General features: G+C 71.9%; 23 protein-coding genes, 2 tRNA genes and 2 pseudogenes. 4 read left to right on the top strand and 23 right to left on the bottom strand.

The window, feature by feature from the left end:
• The 7 genes from ACFYZE_RS00610 to leuS form a co-directional block, all read right to left on the bottom strand.
• Entirely contained in the window at positions 1-246 is a 246-nt protein-coding gene (locus tag ACFYZE_RS00610) for a hypothetical protein (RefSeq protein WP_388986359.1), read from the bottom strand.
• 62 nt (positions 247-308) lie between these two features.
• Positions 309-1148 carry an arylamine N-acetyltransferase gene (locus tag ACFYZE_RS00605; RefSeq protein WP_388986356.1) on the bottom strand — a complete coding sequence of 280 codons (840 nt, stop codon included), beginning with the start codon at positions 1146-1148 and terminating at the stop codon, positions 309-311.
• Positions 1149-1152: 4 nt separating this feature from the next.
• Positions 1153-3717 carry a ComEC/Rec2 family competence protein gene (locus ACFYZE_RS00600; RefSeq protein ID WP_388986354.1) on the bottom strand — a complete coding sequence of 855 codons (2565 nt, stop codon included), beginning with the start codon at positions 3715-3717 and terminating at the stop codon, positions 1153-1155.
• Positions 3714-4823: a helix-hairpin-helix domain-containing protein gene (locus tag ACFYZE_RS00595; protein WP_388986351.1), complete on the bottom strand. Its 1110-nt coding sequence runs from the start codon at positions 4821-4823 to the stop codon at positions 3714-3716. The genes ACFYZE_RS00600 and ACFYZE_RS00595 overlap by 4 nt, the downstream gene beginning before the upstream one ends.
• A gap of 127 nt (positions 4824-4950) precedes the next feature.
• Positions 4951-5796 (bottom strand): DegV family protein, encoded by an 846-nt coding sequence (locus ACFYZE_RS00590; RefSeq protein ID WP_388986348.1) that lies wholly within the window; start codon positions 5794-5796, stop codon positions 4951-4953.
• 72 nt (positions 5797-5868) lie between these two features.
• Entirely contained in the window at positions 5869-6603 is a 735-nt protein-coding gene (locus ACFYZE_RS00585) for a hypothetical protein (RefSeq protein ID WP_388986345.1), read from the bottom strand.
• 150 nt (positions 6604-6753) lie between these two features.
• Positions 6754-9633, bottom strand: coding sequence for a leucine--tRNA ligase (gene leuS / locus ACFYZE_RS00580; protein WP_388986342.1), 2880 nt, complete (start codon positions 9631-9633; stop codon positions 6754-6756).
• A 564-nt stretch (positions 9634-10197) separates the two neighbouring features.
• Here leuS and ACFYZE_RS00575 point away from each other — a divergent pair.
• Together ACFYZE_RS00575 and ACFYZE_RS00570 are read left to right on the top strand one after the other, a co-directional pair.
• Positions 10198-11502 carry a cytochrome b/b6 domain-containing protein gene (locus tag ACFYZE_RS00575; RefSeq protein WP_388986339.1) on the top strand — a complete coding sequence of 435 codons (1305 nt, stop codon included), beginning with the start codon at positions 10198-10200 and terminating at the stop codon, positions 11500-11502.
• Positions 11499-13115 carry an NADH-ubiquinone oxidoreductase-F iron-sulfur binding region domain-containing protein gene (locus tag ACFYZE_RS00570; protein WP_388986336.1) on the top strand — a complete coding sequence of 539 codons (1617 nt, stop codon included), beginning with the start codon at positions 11499-11501 and terminating at the stop codon, positions 13113-13115. The genes ACFYZE_RS00575 and ACFYZE_RS00570 overlap by 4 nt, the downstream gene beginning before the upstream one ends.
• Before the next feature lie 203 nt (positions 13116-13318).
• Here the strand turns inward: ACFYZE_RS00570 and ACFYZE_RS00565 are convergent.
• The 4 genes and pseudogenes from ACFYZE_RS00565 to ACFYZE_RS00550 all read right to left on the bottom strand — a co-directional run.
• Positions 13319-13391 (bottom strand) — tRNA-Ala (locus ACFYZE_RS00565).
• Positions 13392-13507: 116 nt separating this feature from the next.
• Positions 13508-13741: a hypothetical protein gene (locus ACFYZE_RS00560; protein WP_016643127.1), complete on the bottom strand. Its 234-nt coding sequence runs from the start codon at positions 13739-13741 to the stop codon at positions 13508-13510.
• 3 nt (positions 13742-13744) lie between these two features.
• Complete coding sequence (locus ACFYZE_RS00555) at positions 13745-13918, bottom strand: hypothetical protein (protein ID WP_388986333.1); 174 nt, start codon at positions 13916-13918, stop codon at positions 13745-13747.
• Between the two features lie 69 nt (positions 13919-13987).
• Positions 13988-14619, bottom strand: a pseudogene (locus tag ACFYZE_RS00550) (MFS transporter); the annotation flags it as partial.
• Here ACFYZE_RS00550 and ACFYZE_RS00545 point away from each other — a divergent pair.
• Positions 14602-14790, top strand: a pseudogene (locus tag ACFYZE_RS00545) (hypothetical protein); the annotation flags it as partial. The pseudogenes ACFYZE_RS00550 and ACFYZE_RS00545 sit on opposite strands and share 18 nt — an antisense overlap.
• Before the next feature lie 36 nt (positions 14791-14826).
• On the opposite strand, the gene ACFYZE_RS00540 reads toward ACFYZE_RS00545, so the two are convergent.
• From ACFYZE_RS00540 to ACFYZE_RS00510, 7 genes are all read right to left on the bottom strand, one after another.
• Positions 14827-14899 (bottom strand) — tRNA-Ala (locus tag ACFYZE_RS00540).
• A 119-nt stretch (positions 14900-15018) separates the two neighbouring features.
• Positions 15019-15687, bottom strand: a complete 669-nt coding sequence (locus tag ACFYZE_RS00535) for a histidine phosphatase family protein (protein WP_103844812.1) — start codon at positions 15685-15687, stop codon at positions 15019-15021.
• Complete coding sequence (rsfS, locus tag ACFYZE_RS00530; protein ID WP_388986330.1) at positions 15684-16142, bottom strand: ribosome silencing factor; 459 nt, start codon at positions 16140-16142, stop codon at positions 15684-15686. Before rsfS ends, ACFYZE_RS00535 begins: the two co-directional genes overlap by 4 nt.
• A 109-nt stretch (positions 16143-16251) precedes the next feature.
• The gene (locus ACFYZE_RS00525) at positions 16252-18021 is read right to left on the bottom strand and encodes an LCP family protein (protein ID WP_388986327.1); all 1770 of its coding nucleotides are present in this window, start codon (positions 18019-18021) and stop codon (positions 16252-16254) included.
• A 16-nt stretch (positions 18022-18037) separates the two neighbouring features.
• Positions 18038-18700, bottom strand: coding sequence for a nicotinate-nucleotide adenylyltransferase (gene nadD / locus ACFYZE_RS00520; RefSeq protein ID WP_388986324.1), 663 nt, complete (start codon positions 18698-18700; stop codon positions 18038-18040).
• Positions 18701-18782: 82 nt separating this feature from the next.
• Positions 18783-18938 (bottom strand): hypothetical protein, encoded by a 156-nt coding sequence (locus ACFYZE_RS00515; RefSeq protein WP_181923042.1) that lies wholly within the window; start codon positions 18936-18938, stop codon positions 18783-18785.
• Between the two features lie 168 nt (positions 18939-19106).
• Entirely contained in the window at positions 19107-19262 is a 156-nt protein-coding gene (locus tag ACFYZE_RS00510) for a hypothetical protein (RefSeq protein ID WP_388986320.1), read from the bottom strand.
• Between the two features lie 118 nt (positions 19263-19380).
• On the opposite strand from ACFYZE_RS00510, the gene ACFYZE_RS00505 reads away from it, so the two are divergent.
• Complete coding sequence (locus ACFYZE_RS00505) at positions 19381-20493, top strand: M48 family metallopeptidase (protein WP_388986317.1); 1113 nt, start codon at positions 19381-19383, stop codon at positions 20491-20493.
• Between the two features lie 81 nt (positions 20494-20574).
• On the opposite strand, the gene ACFYZE_RS00500 is transcribed toward ACFYZE_RS00505, so the two are convergent.
• The 5 genes from ACFYZE_RS00500 to proB all read right to left on the bottom strand — a co-directional run bounded on the left by ACFYZE_RS00500 (position 20575) and on the right by proB (position 25744).
• The gene (locus ACFYZE_RS00500) at positions 20575-21642 is read right to left on the bottom strand and encodes a hypothetical protein (protein WP_388986314.1); all 1068 of its coding nucleotides are present in this window, start codon (positions 21640-21642) and stop codon (positions 20575-20577) included.
• A gap of 153 nt (positions 21643-21795) precedes the next feature.
• Positions 21796-22431, bottom strand: a complete 636-nt coding sequence (locus ACFYZE_RS00495; protein WP_388986311.1) for a hypothetical protein — start codon at positions 22429-22431, stop codon at positions 21796-21798.
• 92 nt (positions 22432-22523) lie between these two features.
• Positions 22524-23810: a glutamate-5-semialdehyde dehydrogenase gene (locus tag ACFYZE_RS00490; protein ID WP_388986308.1), complete on the bottom strand. Its 1287-nt coding sequence runs from the start codon at positions 23808-23810 to the stop codon at positions 22524-22526.
• Between the two features lie 61 nt (positions 23811-23871).
• On the bottom strand, positions 23872-24372 hold the full coding sequence (locus ACFYZE_RS00485) for a hypothetical protein (RefSeq protein ID WP_388986305.1): 501 nt from the start codon (positions 24370-24372) through the stop codon (positions 23872-23874).
• 190 nt (positions 24373-24562) lie between these two features.
• Complete coding sequence (gene proB, locus ACFYZE_RS00480; RefSeq protein WP_388986302.1) at positions 24563-25744, bottom strand: glutamate 5-kinase; 1182 nt, start codon at positions 25742-25744, stop codon at positions 24563-24565.
• Between the last annotated feature and the right edge of the window lie 83 nt (positions 25745-25827).

Genomic DNA, 25827 nt, shown 5'->3' with positions numbered 1-25827 from the left:
TCACGGCTCCTCCCGCCACCCGTCCCACTCCCCCGCGAACGCGTCCAGCCGCTCCGGGTCGAGCAGCCGCTGTTCGTCCCGCAGCACCACCAGCCACTGCGCGTCCTCGGCGTCGTCCTCGCCGGCCAGGGCATCCCGGACGATCCGCGGTTCCTCCTCCAGCCCGAACCGCTCCCCCAGCGCCTGCGCCGCCTCCTCCGCGGCATCACGGTCCGGCAGCACCAGCACATGTCTCACATCACTCACGAGGCCCATTGTCGGGCACCGGCGACGCGACCAGAGGCCCCGTCGGCTGCACCCGGTTCGGATCAGCCGCTTCGGCCCGCCTCCCGCAGCGTGGGCACCCGGTCCAGCTCGACCCCGAACCGCTCCCGGTAGACCTCCAGCACCTCCTTCTCACTCGCCAGTTCCGCCACCTCCTTCCGCCCGTCCGAGGTCGTCACCGTCAGTCGGCTGCCACTGAGCGTGATCCGCCCGCCGTCCTCCGTGACCCGCGAGCACACCAGCGACCGCACGAAGTGCGACTCGGGCGACGTGCTGTGCCACCAGGCCCCGGCCCTGAAGTCCCCGAGCGCCCGCGGCCGCACCTCCAGCCGGTACTGGGGCCTGCCCTCCCGCATCACGTCCAGGTCCTCGAACTCGGCCGAACCGCCGCCTCCCCGCGCCCCCGCCGCATCCGCCCCGGCCTCGACCACCCGGAACACCCCGGCCGGGTCCCGCTGCTCGCCCCGCTCCCGGAACGCCAGCGGAAAATGGCTGTTCGCACCGAACCCGACGTCCGCCAACCAGTCGCCGCCGTCCACCGTCCTTACCCGCAGCGCGAGATGGTCGTAAGGAATCCCGAGCCGCCCCTCGTCGTCGTAGACCCTTCCGGCGAGCAGCGTGACATCGAAGCCGAGCGCGGCCAGCAACGCCCCGAACGCGCCGTTGAGTTCGTAGCAGAAGCCGCCCCTGCGCGCCCCCACGATCTTGTCCAGCAGCCGCTCCTCCTCCAGCACGATCTTCTCGCCGAGGTGGATCGACAGGTTCTCGAACGGCACGGTCCTCAGATGGCGCAGATGCAGCTCGCGCAGTACATCGCCGGTGGGCCAGGCGGGGTGCTGCGCCCCGATCCTGCGGAGGTAGGCGTCAACCTGTGCGGAGTCCATGCCCTCAGTCTCTCGCCACACTCAGCCTCCCGTCCGCCCCTGCGACGGCGATCGCGCCGTCCTGGTCCGTGCGCAGCACCAGCGCACCTTCGTCCCGCAGCGCCGCGACCGTGCTCGGCGCCGGATGACCATAGGGGTTGTCCCTGCCGCATGAGATCAGCGCGAGCCGCGGCGCCACCCTGCTCATGAACTCCGGGTCCTGGTGGGCCGACCCGTGATGAGCGACCTTGAGGACGTCCACGGGTCCCAGTTCCGCCCCGGCCGGGGATCTCAGCAGCGCCTGCTGGGCCGGTGGTTCGAGATCCCCGAGCAGCAGCAGGGTCAGCCCCGCCGACCGCACGAAGAGCGCCACGCTCGCGTCGTTCGGTCCGCCGGGGGGCGGGACGGGATCCGACGGGGGCACCTCCCTGCTCGAGGGAAGCCGAGAGCTCGGGGGAGGCCACAGCACCCGCCAGTCGAGCTCCCCGGTGCGCCGGGCCTCCCCGGCGACGGCGCGCGTCACCGGAATGTGCCGGGCGGCCGCCTGAGCGCGCACGAACGCGGCCTGGTCCGGTGGCTCGTCGAAGCCGGTCGTCTCGATCGCCGCCACCGCACGCCCGCGCAGCACTCCGGGGAGCCCCGCCACATGGTCGGCGTGGAAGTGGGTCAGCACGAGCAGCGCGACCCGGCTGACGCCGAGCACGGTCAGACACCGGTCGACCAGCGCCGGATCGGGCCCCGCGTCCACGACCACCGCCGTGCCCTCGCCCGCCGCCAGCACGGTCGCGTCACCCTGCCCCACGTCGCACATCGCGAACCGCCAGCCCGGCGGCGGCCATCCGGTGATCACCCGGGCCAGAGGGGGCGGCTGCACCACCACGAGCAGCAGCACCACGGCACAGGCACCGGTCAGCCAGGGGTGCCTCAGCAGCCGCCGGCAGACGAGCAGGACCATCGCCGTCGCGGCTGCCAGCAGCAGCGCCCCCGTCCAGCTGCCGGGCCAGTCCACCGCGCCGCCCGGCAACGACGCCCCGGTGCGCGCGATGCCGGCGATCCACCCGGCCGGCCAACCCGCGCACCACGCCAGTGCCTTGGCGACCGGCAGAGCCACCGGAGCCACCGCCAGCGCCGCGAACCCGAGCACCGTGGCCGGCGCCACCGCGAGCTCCGCGAGCAGGTTGCACGGCACCGCGACCAAGCTCACCCGCGCCGACAGCACCGCGACGACCGGTGCGCACAGCGCCTGGGCCGCGGCCGCGGCGGCCAGCGCCTCGGCGAGCCTGGGCGGCACCCGGTGTCGCCGCAACTCCGCGCTCCAGCGGGGGGCGACCGTCAGCAGCGCCCCGGTGGCCAGCACGGACAGCAGGAAGCCGTAGCCCCGTGCGAGCCAGGGGTCGTACAGCACCAGCAGCAGGACCGCCGCGGCCAGCGCGGGAAGCAGGGATCTGCGGCGCCCGGTGGCGAGTGCGAGCAGCGCGAGCGTCCCACAGGCCGCGGCCCGCAGCACGCTCGGGTCGGGGCGGCACACGACCACGAAGCCGAGGGTGAGCACGCCGCCCAGCAGCGCCGTACCCCGCAGCGGGATGCCGAGCAGCGGTGCGAGTCCTCGGCGCTCGGCTCGCTGCGCCAGTCCGGCCGGGCCGATGAACAGGGCCAGCACGAGCGTGAAGTTGCCTCCGCTCACGGCGAGCAGATGCGCGAGATCCGTCTCCTTGAAGGCGTCGTCCAGCTCTGGGCCGACTCGTGAGGTGTCGCCCACGACCAGCCCCGGCAGCAGCGCCCGCGCGTCCGGGCCCAGCCCGTCGGTCGCCTCCCGCAGCCCCGCGCGCAACCGCCCCGCCCATCGCTGCGCCGCCGAGGGCTCGCGCACGACGTCGGGTGGTCCCCCGTCCCGGACGCGCACCACGGCGGCGACGCGGTCACCTCCGGTCAGCGGGGGTGCCAGCCTGCCCGCCACGTGCACCCGCGTCGAGGGCAGCAGCGCAAGCCACGGTGACCGCCCGGGCTCCACCCCGCGGGTGCGCGGGTCGACGACCAGCAGCACGGGCGTCCGTGTTGCGACCGCGGTCCCGTCGGCCTTCGTCAGGCGCCGCATCTCGGCGTCGAGCAGAACGGCGGCAGCCGTGGCGTGATCGCCCTTGATCCTGGGCCGGGTGAGCCGTGGATCGGAGGAAACCTCGACCTCCGCGCTCACCTCGGCGTACTGACGTGCCAGAGCGGGAACCGGCCCCCGTCGCAGATCCGCGCCATGGAGCCCGGCGGAGGCGGCGGCAGCGGCGACGCAGAGCAGCACGGCGGCGACCGACACCGCCGACCGCGGGCCTCCGGCCCCAAGCCCGCCGCCGGCGCCTCCCCACCGCAGCACCAACAGCCCACCGGCCGTCACAAGACAGCCGACGGCCACACCGACGACCCAGGCGGCCGGCGCGTCCAGAGCCCAAGCGGCCGTGCCCCAGGCCCCCAACGCGGGCCCCACCAGCCGGAGATCCGCCGGCCCCTCCTGCCTGGGGTGGGGATCACCCAGCGGACTGCGGACATCCCCCGGTGGCGCCTTCGACCCTTCCGCGCCGGGTTGCTTCGGCGGCCTCATGGCCGTACGAGGTTCCGTAGGTCGGCGAAACGGCGTTCGCCGATGCCGTTGACCTCCCGGAGCTCGTCGACCGAGCGGAAACCGCCGTGCTGGGACCGGTAGTCGACGATGTGCTGGGCCAGCACGGGCCCCACCCCGGGCAGCGCGTCGAGCTGGTCCACCGTCGCGGTGCTGAGGGAGACCGGGGTGCCGGGAGCGGCCGATCCGCCGGCCGCCGGGAGGGCCGGGCCAGTCCCCGGCGCCGGGGCCGGACCGCCCACCACGATCTGCTCGCCGTCCACCAGGAGGCGGGCGCGGTTTAGGCCGTCGATGTCGGTGCCCGGGCGTACTCCGCCCGCCGCCCGCAGGGCGTCCGCCACCCGTGACCCGGCCGGCAGCCTCTGCAGCCCGGGGTTGCGCACCTTGCCACTGACATCCACCACCACGGCGACCCCCGTCCCCGCTCCGGTGCCGCCTGTCGCCTGCGGTCCCGTCGCCTGCGGTCCCATCGCATGCGGTCCCCTCGAGGCACCCGACTCCGCTGTGCGTTCGCCTCCCGCCGTCCCGTAGGGCGCCGCCGCCCGCACCACCTCGGGCGCCCGTACCGGCTCGGTCCGGCCGGTCCAGAAGTGCTGCGCGGCGAAGACCACGGCCACCAGCAGGAGTACGCCCAGCGCGGCCACACTCCTCCGCTCCAGCCCGCACCTGGCCTGCAGCCACAACGGCAGCCGCTCGCGCAGCGCAGGGACGACCCGCTCACGCCAGGCGCCGCCTGGCGTGGCGGGCTCGGGTGCGTCCATGTCCCCGACGGCAGCCGGTCCGCTCGGACGGGCGCTCCCGCTCCCCGCCGACATGGCCGCCCGTGGCTCCCCGACGTCCCGGTCCGCCCCCGGCGGCCCGTTTCCCCACGCCTGTCGTTGCGTTGCTCCTTCGGCGAGGCGTGCCTGCGCGCGTTCCGCGAAGAGTGCCTCCGCACGCAGGCGCAGCGCGTCAGCAGCCGAGGGCTGGTGCCGTCGGGCGTGCGCCCGCGGATGGCGCGGACGGTGGTGGGCGCGGCCGTCGGAACCGGGGCCGCGACCGGGACCGCTTGTGGCAGCGGTTGTACGTGAATGTGATCGAAGTGCCATGCGCCGAGGATCGGGCAAAACCCGAACCCGCGATGATCTTGGTCAATTCCCGGGGATTACTGACCAGTTGTGGATAACTCCGTCACCCACATGAGTCACCATCGCCCCGGGTACCGGTGTGCCCCCGTCACCGAGGCGACACCACGGCCCCCAGCAGACCCGGTCCCGTGTGCGCCCCGATCACCGCCCCGACCTCGCTCACATGCAGGTCGGCCAGCCCGGGCACCCGTGCGCGCAGGCGGTCGGCGAGCGCCGACGCCCGTTCGGGCGCGGCGAGATGGTGGACCGCGATGTCGACCTGCCCGTTGCCGGCGCGCTCGGCGACGATCTCCTCCAGGCGGGCGATGGCCTTGGACGCCGTGCGCACCTTCTCCAGCAACTCGATACGGCCGCCGTTCAGCTGCAACAGCGGCTTCACCGCGAGCGCCGAGCCGAGCAGCGCCTGCGCGGCGCCGATCCGGCCGCCGCGCCGCAGATAGTCCAGGGTGTCGACATAGAAGTACGCGGAGGTGTCCGCGGCCCGCTTCTCCGCCGCCGCGACGGCGTCGTCGACCGTGCCGCCCGCCTCCGCGGCCTGGGCGGCGGCCACCGCGCAGAAGCCGAGAGCCATCGCGACCATCCCGGTGTCGACCACGCGCACCGGCACGGGAGCCTGGCGCCCGGCGAGCACCGCGGCGTCGTACGTGCCGGAGAACTCCGAGGACAGATGCAGCGAGACGATGTCGGTCGCCCCCGTAGCGGCGATCTTGCGGTAAGTGTCCGCGAACAGCTCGGGGCTGGGCCGGGAGGTGGTGACGGGCCGCCGCTTCTGCAAGGCCTGGGCCAGGGAGCGGGCGGAGATCTCGGTGCCCTCTTCGAGTGCCTGGTCGCCGAGGACCACGGTCAGGGGCACCGCGGTGATGCCGTGGCGCTCCATCGTCCGCGGCGGCAGGTAGGCCGTTGAATCGGTGACGATCGCGACATGGCGGGACATGAGCTGGAGGTTACCTGCCGGAACGCGCCGGTGGCAGCCCGACCCCGCCGACCTGGACGGTCCGTGGAGGGGTCACCGGGTGCTCTCGGGGCGGGGCTTCCTCTGCCAGGGGTACACGGGCCGCTGGGTGCGCGGGCCGAGCGCCGGCCGGGTCTGCTCCCGCGCCGCACGCGACCCGGGTGTCTCCGGCCAGGTCCGGGAGGAGGCCGCGTCCTGCGGCGCCGGAGCCTCCGGCCAGGACGGGGCGGGCCCCGTCGGCTGCTCTCTGGTCCAGTGGCGCAGGGCGCCCGCCTCCACGTCGATCTGGGCGCTCAGCGCGTCCAGGTCGTCGTCCGCGAACCGGCGTGCCCTGTCATGGGCGGCCCAGCGCAGCGAGTCCGCCGACCGGGTGACGCGCTCGGTTCGTTCACGCAGCTCGGGCAGCCGGGAGACCAGCGCCTGGCGGTCCGGCTCCGTCTCCAGGCGCCGCAGCTCGGCGTCCAGTTCGTGTCCGTGCGCGCTGAGGCGCTTGAACAGGCCCAGCGCCTCCTTCAGCGACTCGTCCTCGGTGACGCCCGCGTGGAGGGCGTCCTGAGTCGCGCGCATCGAGGTGCGCAGCCTCAGCCGCAGCTCGGCGAGTTCACCCGCCGGACCGGGCTGGGTGAGGGTCCTGGCACGCAGGGTCGTGTCCTCCACCGTGCGGCGGGCCTGCGCGATCGTACGGTCCACGCCGCGCTTCGCCGCGCCGACCGCCTTCACCGTCGCATACACGCCGAGGACCAGGCACAGCACGAACAGGAGCGCGATGACGGTCAGAACGGCTTCCACAACGCTCCTCCTCCGGTCGGCCGGGCGGCTGCTCACCGCTCTTCCACGGTAAACGCAACGGGCAGGCCCAGGGTTCCGGAAGAACCCCGAACCTGCCCGTAGGGGACTACCCCGACAAGAGCGGCATCGACCGCCCGACGGCGACGGCCGCTATGCCGTCACGATGTTCACCAGCTTCGGCGCGCGCACGATCACCTTGCGGATCCCTGCGCCGCCCAGGGCCGCGACCACCTTCTCGTCGGCCAGCGCCACCTTCTCCAGTTCCTCCTCGGAGATCGACGGCGGAACCTCCAGGCGAGCCTTGACCTTGCCCTTGACCTGGACCACGCAGGTCACGGTCTCGTCCACGACGTAGGCGGGGTCGGCGACCGGGAAGTCCTGGTGGACGACGGAGTCGGTGTGGCCCAGCCTGCGCCACAGCTCCTCGGCGATGTGCGGGGCCAGCGGAGCGATCAGCAGAACCAGCGACTCGGCGACCGAGCGCGGCACCGCCCCTCCGGCCTTGGTCAGGTGGTTGTTCAGCTCGGTGATTTTGGCGATGGCCGTGTTGAAGCGCAGGCCCTCCAGGTCCTGGCGCACGCCGTCGATGGCCTTGTGCAGGGCGCGCAGGGTGTCCTCGTCCGGCTCGGCGTCGACCACGGTGACCTCACCGGTGGCCTCGTCGACGACATTGCGCCACAGCCGCTGCAGCAGCCGGAACTGGCCGACCACCGCGCGCGTGTCCCACGGCCGCGACACGTCCAGCGGGCCCATCGCCATCTCGTACAGGCGCAGGGTGTCCGCGCCGTACTCGGCGCAGATCTCGTCCGGAGTGACCGCGTTCTTCAGGGACTTGCCCATCTTGCCCAGCAGGCGGGTGACCTTCTCGCCCTGGTAGTAGTAGGCGCCGTCGCGCTCCTCCACCTCGGCGGCCGGCACCGCGATGCCACGGCTGTCGCGGTAGACGTAGGCCTGGATCATGCCCTGGTTGAACAGCTTGTGGAACGGCTCCGCGGAGGAGACGTACCCCAGGTCGTACAGCACCTTGGACCAGAAGCGCGCGTACAGCAGGTGCAGCACTGCGTGCTCGGCGCCGCCGACGTACAGGTCGACGCCGCCGTGCGGCATGCCCTCGCGCGGGCCCATCCAGTACTGCTCGATGGCCGGGTCGACCAGCTTCTCGCTGTTGTGCGGGTCCAGGTAGCGCAGCTCGTACCAGCAGGAACCGGCCCAGTTGGGCATGGTGTTGGTCTCGCGGCGGTACTTCTTCGGGCCGTCGCCCAGGTCCAGGGTGACGTTGACCCACTCCTCGTTGCGCGACAGCGGGGTCTCGGGCTGGGTGTCGGCGTCGTCCGGGTCGAAGGTGCGCGGCGAGTAGTCCTCGACCTCGGGCAGCTCCAGCGGCAGCATCGACTCGGGCAGCGCGTGGGCGACGCCGTCCTCGTCGTAGACGATCGGGAAGGGCTCGCCCCAGTAGCGCTGGCGGCTGAACAGCCAGTCGCGCAGGCGGAAGTTGACCGTGCCCTCGCCGATGCCCTTGCGCTCCAGCCACTCGGTGATGCGCGCCTTGGCGTCGGCGACGCCCAGACCGTCCAGCTTCACCGAGTCACCGGAGGAGTTGACGATCTTCGCGTCGTAGGAGACGAAGGCGTCGTCCCACGTCGACGGGTCGGTGCCGCGGCCGTCGGTGGGCTCCACGACGCAGCGGATCGGCAGCTCGAAGGCGCGCGCGAAGGCGAAGTCGCGGCTGTCGTGCGCCGGGACGGCCATGATCGCGCCGGTGCCGTAGCCCATCAGCACGTAGTCGGCGATGAAGACGGGGATCTTCTCGCCGTTGACCGGGTTGGTCGCGTACGCGCCCGTGAAGACGCCGGTCTTGTCCTTGGCCTCGGCCTGCCGCTCGACGTCGGACTTGGAGGCGGCCTGGGCGCGGTAGGCGGCGACGGCCTCGGCGGGCGTGGCGTGGCCGCCGGTCCACACCTCGTGCGTGCCCTCGGGCCATGCCTCGGGGGTGAACTTCTCGACCAGCGGGTGCTCGGGCGCCAGCACCATGTAGGTGGCGCCGAACAGGGTGTCCTGGCGCGTGGTGAAGATCGTGATCGTCTCGCCGTCGATCGGGAAGTCGACGCGGGCGCCCTCGGAGCGGCCGATCCAGTTGCGCTGCTGCAGCTTGATCGCCTCGGGCCAGTCCAGCTCCTCCAGGTCCTCCAGCAGCCGGTCGGCGTAGGCGGTGATGCGCATGTTCCACTGGCGCAGCTTGGCCTTGAAGACGGGGAAGTTGCCGCGCTCGGAGCGGCCCTCGGCGGTGACCTCCTCGTTGGCCAGGACCGTGCCCAGGCCGGGGCACCAGTTGACGGGCGCGTCGGAGGCGTAGGCCAGTCGGTACTCGCCCAGGACGTCGGCGCGCTCGGCGGCGCTCAGCTCGTTCCACGCGCGCGTGGTGCCCGGAATCGCCCGCTCACCCGACTCGAACTGGGCGATCAGCTGGGAGATCGGGCGGGCCTTGCGGGCCTCCTCGTCGTACCAGGAGTTGAAGATCTGCAGGAAGATCCACTGGGTCCACTTGTAGTAGTCCGGGTCGATCGTGGCGAACGACCGGCGCCTGTCGTGGCCCAGGCCCAGCCGGCGCAGCTGGGACTTCATGTTCTCGATGTTGGCCTCGGTGGACACGCGCGGGTGCGTGCCGGTCTGCACGGCGTACTGCTCGGCGGGCAGGCCGAAGGCGTCGAAGCCCAGGGTGTGCAGGACGTTGTGGCCGGTCATGCGCTGGAACCGGGCGAAGACGTCGGTGGCGATGTACCCCAGGGGGTGGCCGACGTGCAGTCCGGCACCCGAGGGGTACGGGAACATGTCCATGATGAACTTCTTGGGCCTGGCGGCCAGCTCGGGATCGCCTGCCAGGTCCCCGCTCGGGTTCGGCGCCTCATAGGTGCCCTCGGCGTCCCAGAAGTCCTGCCAGCGTGCCTCGATCTCGGCCGCCAGAGCGGCCGTGTAGCGGTGCGGCGCGGCCTCCGCCGGCACGGCGGCGGCAGCGGGGTTCGTCTCGCTCATGATCCTCAAAGCTCCATAGATCGTCTCTGCCAGCGGAAATGAAAAAGCCCCTCGCACAGGAGGGGTCGCCGCGCCGATTCCGACCACCCGATGGGCCGGCGGTCGGGACTGATCAGCGCGGCTCGCTAAGCAGAAGGCGTACGGCACGCATGGCGTCAGGGTACCGCAGCGCCCGAGCGCACCGCGACGGGCAACCGGAGGCACCCCGGCAGCGGACCCGGGGCCGACCTGGAGACGACCCTGGTCCGACCCGGGCCGAGCTTGGTCCGACCCGGGCCGACCCGGATCGGACTCGGACCCGAGTCGGACCGGACTCGGAGCGAACCGGATGAACCCAACACCGATCGCAGCCGTACTCAGACATCGACGGTCAGGTGGCGAACCTCACGAAAGGCTGAATCGAGTTCAAATATTACTTCGCGTAACAGCAGCTAATCGGACATCGCACCCATGCCGTCGTCCTTTGATAACAGCGCAATAACTGAAACCACGTACCGCTCGGTTTGGAGCCACCTAGAGTGCGGCAGCGGGACCGCCTTCCCGAAACTGTTCGGAGTTGCCCCCATGAACCCTCCACGTAGTAACAGCTCGCTCCCCAAGCCGGGCCGCTCGGCCTACGGTGTGGCGTCGGCTGTGGTGCTGCTGCTCATACCCGTCATCGTGCTGTCCGGCGGGAACGCAGTCCGGGACTTCCTCAACTTCGGAGCGGGCGTGCTCTCGCTCGTCTCCCTCAGCTGCTCCGTGATCTGGGGGCTCGTCGCCCAGGACCGGATCTTCCTCAACACCCGCCAGCGGATCGTGGCGCAGGCCGTCCACCGGACGACCGCGGTGGCCTCGATCGCGTTCCTCCTGGTGCACGTCACGGTCAAGATCGCGCTCGAACACACGGTCCTGATCGCCGCACTGATCCCCTTCAGCCTCGGCGTCAGCGGATCGGCCGGTCTCATCGGCCTCGGCTCCCTGGCCGGCCTCCTCATGATCTTCGTGGGTATCACCGGCGCGCTGCGCAGCAACTTCGCGACCCCGGCGCCGGTCGCGGCGCGCTGGCGGGCGATGCACATGCTGGCCTACCCGTCCTGGTGCGCCGCGCTGGTGCACGGCCTGTACGCGGGACGCGCGGCGAAGCCGTTCTTCATGGTGTCCTACGAGCTCTGCCTGCTCGGGGTCATGGCGGCGCTGGCCCTGCGCGCCGCGCCGCGCCCGTTCAAGCGCAAGGTGGCCGACAGGGTCTTCGCGATCATCGGCGGCGGCGACATGGCGGGACGCGAAGGACTGGACGCGAGCCGCGCCCGCAACGCGGAGGCGGCAGCCACCCTGGCGGGCTTCTCGGGGCGCTCGGCGGACCGCGCCGGCGGCTGGGAGGGTGTGGTCCCCCCGCAGCCCTCGACGCCCCTGTACGAGGCTCCCGCGGCCCGCACCATGGCCCCGGAGCCCGGCAACGGCTTCGCGGCCGCCTACCGGGCCACGTCGGCCGCCCCGCGCGCGCAGACGCCGATGACGCCGGACGCGACCCAGCGCATGGACCTGTTCGACACACAGGCCACCGAGGCCATGCCGCGCGTCGACGCCGGCGGCAGCACCTCGGGCAGCTGGCCGATCCCGTCACCGCCGCCGGTCGGGGAGGCGCCTCCCTCCGCGTACGACCCGCTCCAGGACACCGGATACACCATCCCGGCCTATGGGAATCCGGGATACAACGGGTACGGCGCGAGTGAGATGTACGACACCGGTGAGACGAACGTACCGTTCGGCACGTACAACTCGAACAACACGTACAACAGCGGTCCCGCAGCGGAAACGCTCCCCGGCGCCTTCGACACGCCGGGAGCCGGCGAACCCTGGAACGCGCCTTCCGGAGGCTTTAAGTGAACGAGGCCCTGCCCGACGTCCCAGAAGTCCGGGTGGTCGGGCTTCCGCAGCTCACGTCGGGCTTCGACCTTGTCGAGAGACTCGACCTGCCGATGCACCTCAAGGTGCACGGCCCGCTCGAGCCGATGGGCGGAGAGCAGCTCGCACAGCTCGCCGAGCAGATCAACCTCAAGGGGCGCGGCGGCGCCGGCTTCCCCTTCCACAAGAAGCTGCGCTCGGTCGCCGAGTCCGCGATCCGCCGCGGCATCCGGCCGGTCGTGGTCGTCAACGGAAGCGAGGACGAGCCCGCCTGCCGCAAGGACACGGTGCTGATCAACCGTGCCCCGCACCTCATCCTGGACGGCGCCCTGCTGGTCGCGGAGGCCCTGGGCGCCCGCCAGCTCGTCGTCGGGGTGACACGTGCCTCGACCGAGCGGTCGATGGAGCAGGCGCTGGCCGAGCGCGGGCTGAGCGACCGGCGCGGCGCGCCCATCCGCGCGCGCGTGCAGCGCAATCCGGTGCGCATGGTCACCGGAGCCGCCGCCTCGCTGATCCGCTCGATCGACGGCGGCCCGGCGATCCCTCCGGGGCGCAAGACCAGCGCCTCGCAGAGCGGGGTCGGCGGCGCGCCCACGCTGCTGTCGAACGCCGAGACGTTCGCCCAGCTGGCGATCGCCGCGCGCATCGGCGCCGAGCGCTACTGCAACACCGGCCTGTACGACGAGCCCGGCACCGTCATGCTCACCGTGTCCGGAGCGGTCAACCGCCCCATGGTGATCGAGGTCCCCACGGGCGTCCCGCTGCGGTACGTGCTCCAGCTGGCCGGCGCCCCGCCGGTCCCGCAGGGCGTGCTGACCGGCGGCTACCACGGCAAGTGGATCGACGCGACGACCGTCAACGAGGCGGTCGTCTCGCGCAACTCCCTGGACGCCGTCGGCGGCTCGCTCGGCGCCGGCGCGATCCTGCCGATCAGCCAGGAGACCTGCCCGCTCGGCGAGTCCCTGCAGGTGGCGAAGTGGCTGGCCGAGGAGAGCGCGGGCCAGTGCGGACCCTGCTACCTGGGGCTGCCCGCCGCGGCCCGCGGCATGGAGGACATCCTCAACGGCGGCGGTCCGGCCGCCCTGGAGGCCCTCAAGCAGGTCGCCAAGGCCGTGAAGAGGCGCGGCGCGTGCTCGCACCCGGACGGCTCGGCGATGTTCCTGGAATCGACCATCAAGGCGTTCACGGACGACCTGGCCGCGCACGTCCTCGGCAACGGCTGCGGCAGGCCCGTGGAGGGTGTGCTGCCGCTGTTCGAGGGCGGCAGGGCCCCGACGGGCATCCCGGGCGGCGGACAGGCCGAGCCGGAGGCGGGGGCCAGCCGGCAGAAGATCTACGTGGACTGGACCCTGTGCCGCGGCCACGGACTGTGCGCGGACATCCTCCCGGAGGTCTTCGAACTGGGCGCCGACGGCTTCCCCACGGTCGCCCAGGCACCGGTGCCGCTGTACGCGGAGGCGAAGGCCCTGCGCGCCGTGCGCCGCTGCCCGGCGCTCGCGCTGCGGATCGAGGAGGACACCCGGTCCGGCCCGCCGTCGCGCAGCAACCTGCCGGTGCTGTCGCAGGGCCGCGGGCGCCGGGCCCTCGGGCGCTGACCGGGCTCTCGGGCGCTGACCACACGGACGGTGGGCCACCCTCACTCGGTGGCCCGCCGTTTCGTCTGCTCGCACCTGCGTACGCGGACCGTCCTCCCAGCATGCGCAGCCGTCCTCCCCGCGCGCACGGGTGTCCGCGGCCGTCTACGCCGAACGCACGACGAAGGCGGCCCATCCCTCGGATGAACCGCCTTCAACTTCTGTGGAGCTAAGGAGAATTGAACTCCTGACCTCCTGCATGCCATGCAGGCGCTCTACCAACTGAGCTATAGCCCCTTGCGGCCACGCGGCAGAACCGCGTATCGACCTTGCCGCCCGGTTTCCCCGGCGGCGACGCCAACATTACACGGTCCACCGGGTGGAACACCAAATCGTTTCCCGCGCCCCCCGCGTCAGGCCGTGGCGAACGAGTAGAAGCGTTTGAGCGTGCAGTGCTCGTCCAGGAGGCGGCCGTAGATCGGCTCGCCCTCCAGCTCCCGGTAGGTCTCGATCGGGTCGCCTTTTATGATCAGCGCGCGTGCGCATTCCTCGCACCAGTACTGGTAGTCCGGGTTGACCGGCTCCATGTCACGGACGATCGGCGTGCCGCTGCCGCACCAGTCGCACTTCCGCCTGTGTGCACCCATCGATCAGCTCCAGCTGTGGCCGCAGGCCGTGCACACGTAGGAGATGCCGCCGTTGTCGCCGAGCACCTGGGCGACGTGGGACGAGCCGCACGAGGGGCAGTCGAGGAGGGTGGCATTCCGACGTGTCACCGCCACTGCGAGAAGATCGTGGACCTCCCCGCGGATGCTCCCTGGCATCGCTACTCCCTCCCGTCGGGCCGCGCCCCCTTCCGGCCGTTTGATTCTGCCACGGCCGGACCAATACGGTCAGCGACGCCTTCGTACCAGTCCGGACACGGCACCCGGCGTGGCCGTCGCGGCCAGCGCGTACATGCACACGAGGAGCGCGTCCGAAGAGGTATACGCCCCAGGGGCCCCCAGTGACTCAAGCCGGTTCAGGAAGAGTGCGCCGAAGGCCGCCACACCGATCACCTGACCGAGCCGGTGGCGCGGCGAGCAGGCCGCCGGCGTCGGCCGCGTCCTTTGGCCGCACGGTGGCGAGGGCCCCGGTCCGGGTGGGGCTGAAGGCGAGCGCAAGGCCTGCCCCGACGCCCGCGCAGGCCGTGTACAGCCCGGCCCCCCGTGGCTCCCGCCGTGGAGCACGAGGCCGACCCCGGCGAACAGGTCGGCGCCGACCAGGCCGGCGCCGACCAGGACCCCGCCGAGCACCTGCCCGGCGGCCGCACCGGTGGCCAGGACGGCGGAGTAGGCCCCGAGCGCCTTCGCCCGCGCCTGCCCGGTGAAGTGACGCCGGATCAGGCCGAGCGCCTGCGGGATCATCACGGCCGACCCGCGCCCTGCACCAGCCGGAAGCCGATCAACTCCCCCGTTCCCCGGGCCGGTCCGCACGTCGGCGAGGCGGCCGTGAACACCGCGGTCCCGGCGAGGTGACCCCGCCCGGGCCGCGGGTGAAGACCTTCCGTCACAAGACGGTGGGAGAGCTGAGGATGACCTCACTGCCGCTGTCGCTGTCGATCGACGGAATGCCGGAGTGCCGGCCGCGGAGGCCGCGGAGGCCGTCCGCACGTGGAACACAGAAAATCCCGCCCCTTGACGGGACGGGATCCTGATCACGATCTTTGACAACTCAATGGAGTGCCGATCCGTGGAGCTAAGGAGAATTGAACTCCTGACCTCCTGCATGCCATGCAGGCGCTCTACCAACTGAGCTATAGCCCCTCATGCCACGCGGCGGAGCCGCATGGTGTTTCGCCCCGCTCGGCGGGGCGAACAAGAAGAACTTTAGCCTGCGACCTGCCAGAAAGTGAAATCCGGGTCCGGGGCACCGGCGGGACCGCTCAGTCGTCGTCGCCGAGGACCGGTTCGGGCAGGGTGCCCGCGTTGTGTTCGAGGAGGCGCCAGCCGCGGGTGCCTTCCCCGAGGACGGACCAACAGCAGTTGGAGAGACCGCCGAGGCTCTCCCAGTGGTGGGCCTCCAGGCCGAGCAGACGGCCGATGGTGGTGCGGATCGTCCCTCCGTGGCTGACCACCACGAGCGTGCCGTCCACGGGAAGCTTCTCGGCATGGCGGAGCACCACGGGGGCGGCCCGGTCGGCGACCTCGGTCTCCAGCTCGCCACCGCCGCGGCGGACGGGCTCGCCGCGTTTCCAGGCGGCGTACTCCTCGCCGTGCCGGGCGATGATCTCCTCGTGGGTCAGCCCCTGCCAGACGCCCGCGTACGTCTCGCGGAGGGCCTCGTCGAGGGTGACCTCCAGGCCGGTGAGCGTGGCCAGCTCGGCGGCCGTGGCGGCGGCGCGCCTGAGGTCGGAGGCGACGATGGCGTCCGGCTTCAGCGAGGCGAGCAGGCGCGCGGAGCGGCGGGCCTGGCCGATGCCCGTCTCGGTCAGTTCGACGTCCGTGGAGCCCTGGAAGCGGCGCTCCACGTTCCAGGACGTCTGGCCGTGGCGCCACAGGATGATCCGGCGCCCCCGTCCCTTCTTCCCCGTGTCGGTGCCCGCTGCCGTCACCGCAGCTCCCCGCCCAGCTCCGCGTCCAGCTCGGCGGCGTCCTGGGCGGCCTGCAGCCTGGCGTGCTCCGCGGCCTTGCCGCGGGTGGCCTTGGCGTCGGACGGCAGGTCCAGCTCGGGGCAGTCCTTCCACAGCCGCTCCAGGGCGTAGAAGACGCGCTCCTCGCTGTGCTGGACGTGCACCACGATGTCGACGTAGTCCAAGAGCACCCAGCGGGCCTCGCGGTCGCCCTCGCGGCGTACCGGCTTGGCGCCGAGTTCCTTCAGCAGCCGCTCCTCGATCTCGTCGACGATCGACTTGACCTGGCGGTCGTTGGGGGCCGATGCCAGAAGAAAGGCGTCCGTGATGGACAGCACGTCGCTGACGTCATAGGCGACGATGTCGTGCGCGAGCTTGTCGGCGGCCGCCTGGGCGGCGGTGTTGATGAGTTCCAGAGAGCGGTCCGTGGCGGTCACTACAAGGCTTTCCGTCGGCGGTCAGTGATACCTCAAGGGTCTCACGGACCGCCGAGGGCACCCCATGTGATTAATGGAGCACGCCCCGGCGGCCAGGGTGTGGCCCGCGTCACGAGGACGGCTTGAAGTCCTTGCCGAGCACGACCGACACGTTCGCGTTCGAGGCGCCCGTTCCCTTCTGGACGGCGCTGGTGGGCAGACCGAGGGTCTTGGCGACCTCGATGGCGTTCTGCTTGTCGCCGTCGTCGGCGTAGGTCACCCGGGAGGTGGCCTGGGCTGGGCCGGTGCCGGCGTCGACGGAGGTGTAGCCACCGTTGACGAGGACGACACGGGCCTGCTCGGCGGCGGTCCGGGAACCGGTGGCGTTCTTGATGCCGACCCGGACGGCGTCACCGGCCTGGGGGCTCTTCACGGTGCCGCCGAGCAGCGTCTTGACCACGGTCTCGGTGGCCTTCTGGCCGATGGTGCCGTCGGACTGGACCGGCAGCAGTGCGGTCTTGTAGGCGCCGTCCTTGGCGTGGTCCGCCAGCTTGGCCAGGAAGCTGCCGAGGTCCTTGTCGGTCAGAGAGGGGTCGAGGATCTGGGCGAGCGTCTGCACGGTGGTCGTCGCGGCCTGCGGGTCGGAGGACATCTTGCGCAGCACCCCCTGCATCACCTGGCCGAACCGCTCGAGCTGGGCGTCCTGGGACTCCCCGGTGGCGCGGTAGGTGGCGTAGGCGACGGCCATCGTGCCGCTGAGCGTCTGGCCCTGCCCCTTGTGCACGAGGGGCGCGCCGCCCTTCTTCTTGGTGCCGGGGTCGGGGACGTCGGCGTTGGTGTCGACCTCGATGTTGCCGACGAGTTCGACGAGGTTCTGCAGGTAGGGGGTGTCGAGGCGCCAGGTGCCCTCGATCCTGGTGCCGAGGACCGAGTCGATGGCGTCGCTGGTGCCGGAGGAGCCGTCGTCGGCGACCGACTTGGCGAGCGTGGTCGTGCTGCCGTCGTCCGACGTCAGGGCGAGGGAGTTGGGCAGCAGGACGGTGGCGCCCTGCTTGATGGTGGTGTTGTCGACGAGCAGCGCGGTCGAGGTACCGCCGCCCTTGGTGTTGTGCAGGTGGACGACGATCACGTCGCGGTTCTGGGCGGTCGCGACCGTCGTCGTCGTGCCGGACTTGCCGCCGGAGGAGAGGCCGGGCAGCTTGCCCGCGTACCACAGGTAGCCGACGCCACCGACCGCCACCAGGGCGAGCACGACGGCCAGGGCGATGATCCGGCTGCGGGCGCGGCGGCGGGCCTCCTCGCGGCGCTCGGTGCGGTTCTCGGTGAACTTCAGCCAGTCGATGACGTCCTCGGAGTCGCCGTCGGGCTCCTCGATGAAGGAGAACTGCTCGGTGCGGTAGTCGCGGTCGCCGCGCGGCTCCTTCCCGGCAGTCTCGCCGCCTGCGGGCGTGTCGTCGTCGGCGAAGCCGGTCCCGGGCGCCTGACCCGGGGCGCTGTCGGCAGGGCCGGCCTGGTGCGGGATGTAGGCGGTCTGTTCGGTGACGCGCGGCTGCTGACCACTGGTCGCGGCCCTGCCGTAGGGGTCGTGGCCGGCGGCGGACGTCGTGCCGTACGGGGCGTAGGGGTCGTAAGGGGCGGCGGGGTGCTGCTGGCCGGTGTCATGGGAGGACACGGGCTGCTGTTGGCCGGTGTGGTAAGGCCCCACTGACTGCTGGGTGCCGGTCGCGTACGGGTCGTAGCCGTAGCCCTGGTGCTGCTGGTCGGGCTGTGTGCCGTACGGGTCGTAGCCCTGCGGGGTCCGCTGCGCGGGCACCTGTCGGTACACAGGCTGCCCGAACTCGTCATAGCCGACGAGCTCGTACTGGTCTCCGCCCGCGTATCCGTCGTATCGGTCGTTCACCGGTGCCCCTCTCGGCTCACTCGCCGCGGTACAGCTGCCGTTTGTCGATGTAGCGCACGACGCCGTCCGGCACCAGATACCAGACGGGTTCGCCCTTGGCGACTCTCGCACGGCAGTCTGTGGACGAGATGGCGAGCGCGGGAACTTCGACGAGCGAGACGCCGCCCTCGGGCAGACCCGGGTCCGCGAGGGTGTGACCGGGGCGGGTGACGCCGATGAAGTGGGCCAGGGAGAACAACTCGTCCGTGTAACGCCAGGTGAGGATCTGGCTGAGCGCGTCGGCGCCGGTGATGAAGAAGAGGTCGGTGTCGGGGTTGAGAGCCTTCAGGTCACGGAGTGTGTCCGTGGTGTAGGTGGGGCCGCCGCGGTCGATGTCGATGCGGCTCACCGAGAACTGGGGGTTCTCGGCGGTCGCGATGACCGTCATCAGATAGCGGTCCTCCGCGGGGCTGACCTTGCGGTCGGTCTTCTGCCACGGCTGGCCGGTGGGCACGAAGACCACCTCGTCGAGGTGGAACTGGGCGGCGACCTCGCTGGCCGCGACCAGGTGACCGTGGTGGATCGGATCGAACGTTCCGCCCATGACGCCGAGGCGGCGCGTGCCCGGGTTCGACGGCCCGCTGCCGGGGCCGGGTGCCGTGCCCTTCGCCGGACCGGTGGGTGTGTGCTGCTCTCCCATGCGTGCAGACCCTACCGGCCCGGCCGCCGGGCACCGGCCCGGAGGCCCCCGCGAGCGGCCCGGCCGGGCTCCTGGCCTCGGCTCAGCGGTCGCGGTTGAAGCGGGTGGTGATCCACAGCAGCAGGAGGAGGATGACGAGGGCGCCTCCGCCGGTCATGAAGGGGCTGATGCTCGCGTGGCGCTCGCCTTCGCCCTCGGCGAGGGTGGCCAACTGGGCAGCGGTGCTGTGGAAGCTCATCTTCGGCAGTACCTATCCGGTGTGGGCGGGATAAAGACGTCGGCTCATCGTATGCGGGCGCGTTCCCGGGCATCACGCCGACTCCGCCGTTGTACGCGGACCACCGGCGCCGGGTGGGCCCGGACCGGCGGCTCCCGCCCCGCCCGGCGCCCCCGCGCGGCGCCCGGGTCAGTCCTTGCGCTTGTATCCCCGCAGCAGGAACCAGCCGGTCAGGACGCAGCCGACGACCATCACGATCAGGACGACTCGGAGCAGGTTGCCCGAGCCCTGTCGGCCGGCGGCCGTCGCTGCCTCGGTGAGCCAGGCGGCGCTGATGTGCTCCATGAGATCGCTCCTTACGGTTTGCTGCCCTGTCACGGTATCTCCGCCTAGGCTGGACACCGCTTCGGGGGCGCATCGCGCGGGCCGCACACAGTGAGCCATCAGACACATGGGGGAACGCATGTCCGACGACGGTCAGGGCCAGAACGGTCACGAGCAGGTGCCGAGCAGGCAGCGCAGGCGTTTTCCGGGGATCTCCTCGCGTGCGTACGAACACCCGGCGGACCGTTCGGCCCTGGTGGCCCTGCGGAAGCTGAGCGGCTTCGACACGGTCTTCAAGGCCCTCAGCGGTCTGCTGCCCGAGCGCAGCCTCAGGCTGCTGTTCCTCTCCGACTCGGTGCGGGTCTCGGACGCGCAGTTCCCCCACCTGAACGACATGCTGCGGGACGCCTGCTACATCCTGGACCTGGAGAAGGTCCCGCCGATGTACGTCACGCAGGATCCGCAGCCGAACGCGATGTGCATCGGCCTCGACGAGCCGATCATCGTGCTGACGACCGGACTCGTGGAGCTGCTGGACGAGGAGGAGATGCGGGCGGTCGTCGGGCACGAGGTCGGGCACGCGCTCTCGGGCCACTCCGTCTACCGGACCATCCTGCTGTTCCTGACCAACCTCGCGCTCCGGGTCGCCTGGATCCCGCTGGGCAACCTCGCGATCATGGCGATCGTGACCGCGCTGCGGGAGTGGTTCCGCAAGTCGGAGCTGTCGGCCGACCGGGCCGGTCTGCTGGTCGGGCAGGATCTGCAGGCCTCGATGCGCGGGCTGATGAAGATGGCGGGTGGCAACCATCTGCACGAGATGAACGTGGACGCGTTCCTCGAGCAGGCCGAGGAGTACGAGGCCGGCGGCGATCTGCGCGACTCCGTGCTCAAGATCCTCAACGTGCTGCCGCGTACGCACCCCTTCACGACGGTCCGCGCGGCCGAGCTGAAGAAGTGGGCCGCCTCCCGTGACCACCAGCGGATCATGGACGGTCACTACCCGCGGCGCAGCGACGACGGGGACACCTCGGTGTCGGACTCGTTCCGGCAGTCGGCGGCGAGCTACGCGAACGAGGTCAGGCAGTCCAAGGACCCGCTGATGAAGCTGGTCAACGACCTCGCGGACGGCGCCGGCGACCTCGGCGACCGGGTGCGGCGCGGCTTCGCGGGCTTCGCGGGCGGTCCCAAGGACGCGCCGCGCGAGCAGGACGACAGCCACCCGGACGACGAAAGCCCCTACGGCAAGAACTGACGAGAGGCCCCTGCGGCAGGAGCTGACGTCCCCCGCCACCGGGCGGGCCGGGCGCGGGGTGACGGGCCCGGCGGGCGGTCCCTACACCCTCGGTTCCGCGCTCGCCGACAGCGTGCCGCACAGGGCCGTCGCGCTGCCCGCCGCGAAGGGGTCGGTACCGGCCGGGCCGCCCGCCTTGGCGGTCTGACCGGCGAGCAGCGGCCGGAGGTGGGTCGCGGTGTCCTCGGCGCAGGCGAGCGGTCCGGCCTGGACGTAGGCGGCGACCAGCTCCGCCTGGTTCAGGCGCAGGTCGTCACGGTCGAAGCGGAAGGTCAGCTCGCGGCGCACGGTGAAAAGCGACGCCTTCGCCCTGGCGTCGGAGCCGGCCGGCTTCAGCGCGTACACCACGGTGTGGTCGGCGCTGACCTCCAGCGTTTCGGAGTCGGCCTCGGTGGCCTGGAGCGTGCCCCGGACCCGGATGTTCTGGTCGGCCAGCCGGGCGCGGAAGGGATCGAAGCGGACCAGCCAGCCGGTGGCCGCGTGCCGCCCGTCCGAGGCCGGGTGGGAGAAGCTCTGGTCGAACTGGTCGAGCTGCTGCGGATCGAGCAGCAGGCGCACCGGGCGCACGGCGCCGCCGGTGAGGACGGCCGGGTCGAGCGAGGACGCGACCAGGTAGTTCTTCGCGTTGGTCAGGGCGGCGTAGACCTGGCTCTCGGAGAAGTGCGCGGTACGCCGGGCGGCGGGGAAGGTGATGCCCTGGGCGCCTACGCGGAACTGGGCAGCGGGGCTGTGCGCGTACAGCGCCTCGGGGTCCGTGGCGCCGGGTACGCCGGACTGCGGGGCCAGCGGTATCACCGTCATGCGCAGCGGTTCGACGGTCTGGGCCCTGGGCGCCTGGTACGGATGGCGCACGCCCATGTAGACCGCGGTGGCGAAGGCGACGGCCAGGAGCAGGACGAGGATCAGCGCCTGTCTGGGCAGTGCGCGGTGCAGGAGCGGGCGCCGGCGCACGGCGGGGGCGTGGTCGCCCATCCGCTCCTGGGCGGAGTACTCCTGGAGGCGGGCAGCCCGGACGAACGACTCGTCGAACACGACGGATCGGTACTCGTCCTCACCACCGCTGGGAGCACCCTCGGGCAGCCCCTCGGGTGGGTCTCCAGGCCCGCCCATATCTTCAGAGTAGGTCTCCGGGAGCCCGGGTAAACGCCCTGGTACACGACAAGTTCTGACAGGTCCTCACCAGGTTTTCGAACGGTTGTCGAACCCTGGGCCGAGGCGGTTGTGCGCATCGCCCGTGAGCTTGTGGAACGCCCGGTTCGGGGGTCAGGGTGTGCGCGGCACCGCGGAGAACGCCGGGGGCGAATAATCGGCGGAGGCCGAGGGAACGATGCCCGTGCCGGCTTCCTGGCCCTGTTCCAGACCGGTCGAGGCGGGCGTCGGGAGCTGGTCCTGACGACCGGAGGATCCGCCCCGGTACACCGCGGTGAAGGCCAGGGCGACCATGCCGATCCCCATCACGAGGGCGAGCATCCAGGCGACCGGGCGGTGCCAGCGGGCGCCCTTGCCGTAGGCCCTGCCGAAGGGGCCCGTGGTGCCGTAGCGGCCGTCCAGGACGTCCATGTCGTCCAGGTCGTCGGGGTCCAGGCCGTGGCCGAAGCCGTCGTCGGGACCGAATCCGTCGTCGTAGCGCTCGTCGTCGCCCCGTGCGGCCCTGCCGCGCGCTCGGCGCGCCTCCGCCTCCTGGGCGTCGGCGCGGGCCTGGGCGGCGGCGAGAAGTCTCTCCACGGCCGTCGGCTCATGGACCACGGCGGCCCGTATCCAGGCCTCGTCGAAGACCGCGGAGGCGAACTCTTCGTCCATCGCTCCGCGGTCGCGGTCGTCGTCGGGCTCCGGGCCGTCAGCGAACGGCGTGCCCCCCAAGTCCTCCGGCACGGATCCAGAGTAGACCTGGGGGGTCAATTTGGGCAGACGGTATGGAAATTCATCCGCCTGGCGAGACGGTCCTCAGGGGGTGCCGGGAGCGGTCACCGCCGTCCGGGACGAGCGCTCGCTCAGCGACGGACGTGCCCGTCGCCGGTGACGATGTACTTGGTGCTGGTCAGCTCCGGCAGGCCCATCGGCCCCCTGGCGTGCAGCTTCTGGGTGGAGATCCCGATCTCCGCGCCGAAGCCGAACTGGCCGCCGTCCGTGAAGCGCGTCGAGGCGTTCACCGCGACCGTCGTCGAATCGACCAGTTGGGTGAATCGGCGGGCGGCCTGCTGCGAGGTGGTGACGATCGCCTCGGTGTGGCCGGAGCTCCACAGCCGGATGTGCTGCACGGCCTTGTCCAGGGAGTCCACCACCGCGGCGGCGATGTCGTACGACAGGTACTCGGTGTCCCAGTCGTCGGGCGTCGCCTCGACCACCGTGGCCCGGGAGTCCTTCGCGTACGCCATCACGCGCTCGTCGGCGTGCACGGTGACCCCGGCCTCCGCGAGGGCGTCCAGGGCGCGCGGCAGGAACTCGGGGGCGATGTCCTGGTGGACCAGCAGCGTCTCGGCGGCGTTGCAGACGCTCGGCCGCTGCGCCTTGGAGTTGATCAGGATGTCGATCGCCATGTCGATGTCGGCCTGGGCGTCGACGTAGACGTGGCAGTTGCCGGTGCCGGTCTCGATCACCGGGACCGTGGACTCCTCGACGACCGTACGGATCAGCGAGGCGCCGCCGCGCGGGATGAGCACGTCGACGAGACCACGGGCGCGCATCAGCTCGCGCACCGACTCACGGCTCTCGCCGGGCACGAGCTGGACGGCGTCGGCCGGCAGCCCGGCGCCGCCCACGGCGTCGCGCAGCACCCGTACGAGCGCCGTGTTCGACTCGTAGGCGGAGGACGAGCCGCGCAGCAGGACCGCGTTGCCGGACTTCAGGCACAGGGCGGCGGCGTCGACGGTCACGTTCGGCCGGGCCTCGTAGATGATCCCGACCACGCCGAGCGGGACGCGGACCTGGCGCAGGTCGATGCCGTTGGGCAGCGTGGAGCCGCGGACGACCTCGCCCACCGGGTCCGGCAGGGCGGCGACGTCCCGGACGTCGCAGGCGATGGCCCGGACCCGCTCGGGGGTGAGGGTGAGCCGGTCGATGATCGCCTCGCTGGTGCCGGCCTCGCGGGCCTTGGCGATGTCCTTGGCGTTGGCCTCGACGATCTCGCTCGTCCGGACCTCCAGCGCGTCCGCCATGGCGAGCAGCGCGTCGTCCTTCTCGGACCGCGGCAGCGGCGCGAGGTCTGCGGCGGCGGCCTTGGCACGATAGGCGGCCTGGGCCACCGGGGACATGGAGTCGTACGGCGAGAGCGTGGTCATGAGGGAAGCGTAGTGCGCCGGACATCCCCGTTCAGGGCTCGTCCCACACAACGAGACGCGCTCAAAACGGGTGAACTCCGACCGGGGTGGCCGGTGGCGGGCCGTATCCCTCGGTGACCCGCTGGTGGTACGTGTCCCGGTCGACGACCTCCAGGCCGACGATCTCCCAGGGCGGCAGCCCCGCGCTCTGCCGGTGCTCGCCCCACAGGCGCAGCGCGACCGCGGCGGCGTCGTGCAGGTCGCGGGCCTCCTCCCAGTAACGGATCTCGGCGTGGTCGCACGCGTAGCGGCTGGTCAGCAGGAAGGGGTGGTCGTTGGCCAGCTGTTCGAGGGAGCGCCGCACCTCCTTCAGCGGGGCCTCCTCGCCCGAGACGCTGAGCGTGACGTGCCACAGCCGGGGCATCTCCCCGGGCTCCTGGTGAGCGCCGGTCTCCTGGTACGCCTCACCGGCCGGGACGCTGGTCAGCGCGCGCTGCTCGTCGGCCCTGCGCTGGCCGCCGCCCCGGGAGGCACCGGAGGTGCCACCACCGCGGGATGCCGCCCCCGGGCGCACTCGTCTCACGACGGCCTCCTTACGCGGTGCTCGTGCGGACTGGGTGCCAGGGACCCGGTCGGGCGACCGGGTCCCAGAGACCCAGTGGAGCAGGCCGCGCGGGCCCGTGGGGCGGTTTTGCGGAACGTCCCTCACCGGACGGGCCCGCGGGGCGGGACTTTCGGCCTCTCGCGGACGCGCGGAACGCGGGCTTACGGCTTCACGGGTGCAGGACGACCAGGTCGTCCCGGTGGATGACCTCGCGTTCGTAGGCGGGGCCCAGTTCTCGCGCCAGTTCCCTGGTCGAGCGGCCGATCAGCCGGGGGATCTCCTTGGCGTCGAAGTTGACGAGCCCGCGCGCGACCGCCCGCCCCTCGCTGTCACGCAGTTCGACGGGGTCGCCTGCGCTGAAGTCGCCCTCGACCGCGGCGATACCGGCGGGCAGCAGCGACTTGCGGCCCTCGACGACGGCGCGCACGGCACCGTCGTCGAGGGTGAGGGCGCCCTGCGGGGCGGAGGCGTGCTGCAGCCACAGCAGCCGGTCGGCGGAGCGCTTGCCGGTGGGGTGGAAGTACGTGCCGGTGTCACGGCCCGCGAGGGCGTCGGCGGCGTGCACGGCGGAGGTGAGCACCACGGGGATGCCGGCCGCCGCCGCGATGCGGGCCGCCTCCACCTTGGTGACCATGCCGCCGGTGCCGACGCCGGCCTTGCCCGCGCTGCCGATCTCCACGTGCGCCAGGTCCTCAGGGCCGTGCACCTCCGCTATCCGGGAGGTACCGGGCTTGCTGGGGTCCCCGTCGTAGACGCCGTCCACGTCCGACAGCAGGACCAGCAGGTCGGCGTGGACGAGGTGGGCGACGAGCGCGGCGAGGCGGTCGTTGTCGCCGAAGCGGATCTCGTCGGTGGCGACGGTGTCGTTCTCGTTGACGACCGGCAGCGCGCCCATCGCGAGAAGCTTGTCGAGGGTGCGGGAGGCGTTGCGGTGGTGGGCGCGACGGCTGGTGTCGTCGCCGGTCAGCAGGATCTGGCCGACGCGGATGCCGTAGCGGGCGAAGGAGGCCGTGTAACGGGCGACCAGGAGGCCCTGGCCGACGCTGGCGGCCGCCTGCTGGCGGGCCAGGTCGCGGGGGCGGCGGCGCAGGCCGAGAGGCGCGAGGCCGGCGGCGATGGCGCCGGAGGAGACGAGGACGACCTCCCTCTCCGCTCCGACCGCCCGTCTCCCACCACCACCCTCAACGGAGGCCCCTCGGGCCACCCCCTGCTTTCGGTACTTGGCGAGCACGTCGACGAGGGCGTCGACCCGGTCTGCGTCGAGCCCGCCCGCGGCTGTGGTCAGTGAGGAGGAGCCCACCTTGACGACGATCCTGTGGGCCTCTTGCACGGCCTGCCTTGCGCCTGCCACCTGCTGTTCTTCCCCTCGCACGCTTATACCCGCTCCCGTCCGGCAATCTACGCGAAGACGCACGGGTGCCGCGCACCGGTCCA

The sequence above is a fragment of the Streptomyces sp. NPDC001796 genome (assembly GCF_042892355.1).
In the GTDB taxonomy this organism is placed as follows: domain Bacteria; phylum Actinomycetota; class Actinomycetes; order Streptomycetales; family Streptomycetaceae; genus Streptomyces.
Note: the sequence above shows the minus strand (reverse complement) of the source record. Positions and strands in the feature narration are given on the sequence as shown.